The sequence below is a fragment of the Chromobacterium vaccinii genome (assembly GCF_000971335.1).
Classification (GTDB): domain Bacteria; phylum Pseudomonadota; class Gammaproteobacteria; order Burkholderiales; family Chromobacteriaceae; genus Chromobacterium; species Chromobacterium vaccinii.
Genome location: NZ_JZJL01000117.1, coordinates 1 through 1,872, shown reverse-complemented (window position 1 = coordinate 1,872; position 1,872 = coordinate 1). Strand labels below are relative to the sequence as shown.

Genomic DNA, 1,872 nt, shown 5'->3' with positions numbered 1-1,872 from the left:
TTTTTCAACTGAGGAAACCACTTATAAGCAAATAGCAAAGTACATAAAATTACGCCATCTATATAACTTTCAAGTCTAAAATAACCATCCTATCTAACAGGAAATCTAACTTGACTTTTTCCAAACACTACATTTAGTAAAATCATTTGCACTTCATCCATAGCTACCCTTTCCCAATACTCACTTGAGTAATTCTATCTATATCTATCTGCAAAACCAAATTTAATACTACCCAATGGAAACTGCAGGTCTAGTTACTTATTTTCAAGCCTGCTCAAATTTCCTACATGACTTCACAACATGGGAGAAATAAAATGAGCAAGATCATTAATATCAATGCCATCTTTGACACAGAGACCATACTCGAAAAATATGGGCCGGGCGGACAACCAGAAAGAGGAATAGGCATTTATCATGATGATGTGTACATGGTAACCGAAAAAGACAACCTATTTCATCCCAGTTCCCAAGCAACCGCTAACCTTTGGATAAAAGCGGACCTAGGTGATGTTGTACGCTGGAGATCTGTCTCAGTTTCGGGCGACGTCAGCCAAAGTGTAATCATTTATAAGCTTGTCAGGTTTGAGGGCCCCCCCGACAATCTCCCAATCATGAGAACCCCCGAACCAAATCTCGCTATGCCTTGGCGGCCAATACCACAGCAAGATGCAAGCTTAAATGTTGATCCACTTAAGTTTAACGCGATGCAAATACCAGACTACTTCCTTAGTTCAGCCATCCTTAAATCCGGCTGGGAAGGAGATGAGGTACACTTCTACATCACCCAAGAAAAATCAGGCCGCAACATTGAGATCCTAGGATACTATCGCTGGGACCCAAGAATTACAGTCAATTAACAAAGCCTACACCTCTCCAAACGCAAACCCGCCGCATTGATATCCTCTTCAATGTGGCGATACTTCTTAACAAAGAGCTTTATATTAAAATAAATCAACAATTCAATAAAAATATTCTCACCCCACATACGAGAAGCGATATACATAGAATTCAAAGCTTCAACCAAAATTGAAAGCCCACAACACCAGACGTCCCTCCTTACTTAACTATAGATAGAAGTCACTAATTGAGCACTTGTAATGATCGCATCCAATCACCATCAGGAGATTTAACATGATCGACTCACCAGACTTCACAACCACATTCTTGGGAAGTACCTATTTATGGGCTGTTGAGGTGCCAAACCCATCCATAATCAGGGGAAGATTTCATGCGCCTGCAGGATGGCAGGCAGGCAAAGGAGGAGATCCAAATGCTTGCCGTATCGGAGTATGGCCTGGGCTCACAATTCCCAACTTACCAGACAATCGCAAAGCTCCGATCGCCACGCAGGAAGTTATTGGAACGGATGGGATTTTCCATCTGGAAGTAAATGACATCAACTTCCGATCAGGTAACTACATCATTGCGTATTTTCTCGATGTCATGGATATACAACGTGCAATTTGTACGACGTTGACCCTTTCTAACGGAAAAGCAACCATATCTGAGTACACTGCAATAGCCTTCGCGGGGCATGAGATCATCAATAACGAACTCAATATAAAAGTCAACTATACTTCACCAATTTCAAACAACCCAAGTGACCCAACCGACACTATGGTCGTGTATTTAGGCGACAAGCCAGCCTCTCCTTGGCTTAAACATTTAATTGGCTTTATGACAGTTACAGACCTTATTGGACCAGGCCACAACTCAGGAACAACAAAAGTGCCAATGTCAGCCGCCATGACTCCTGGCAGCCAATATGTCATTGAATATGTCCCTGCGGGGGATCCATGGGCTGCCAGCGCATATCAGGTAATTACTTGGCCTCATTAAAGTGCATTGTAAAAATGGGGTGGCCTATCAGGG

The 1,872-nt window shown here is 42.5% G+C and carries 2 protein-coding genes; both read left to right on the top strand.

Annotation, left to right across the window (positions count from 1 at the left end; all coding sequences use genetic code 11):
* Window positions 1-314: 314 nt before the first annotated feature.
* The gene (locus VL52_RS24290; RefSeq protein ID WP_160298982.1) at window positions 315-857 is read left to right on the top strand and encodes an AidA/PixA family protein; all 543 of its coding nucleotides are present in this window, start codon (window positions 315-317) and stop codon (window positions 855-857) included.
* A 274-nt stretch (window positions 858-1,131) separates the two neighbouring features.
* On the top strand, window positions 1,132-1,839 hold the full coding sequence (locus tag VL52_RS24885) for a hypothetical protein (RefSeq protein ID WP_144408896.1): 708 nt from the start codon (window positions 1,132-1,134) through the stop codon (window positions 1,837-1,839).
* Window positions 1,840-1,872: the final 33 nt, after the last annotated feature.

Excerpts from the sequence above, each read along its gene's own strand:
- VL52_RS24290 (WP_160298982.1), top strand. The coding sequence starts at position 315 with ATGAGCAAGATCATTAATATCAATGCCATCTTTGACACAGAGACCATA.
- VL52_RS24885 (WP_144408896.1), top strand. The coding sequence starts at position 1,132 with ATGATCGACTCACCAGACTTCACAACCACATTCTTGGGAAGTACCTAT.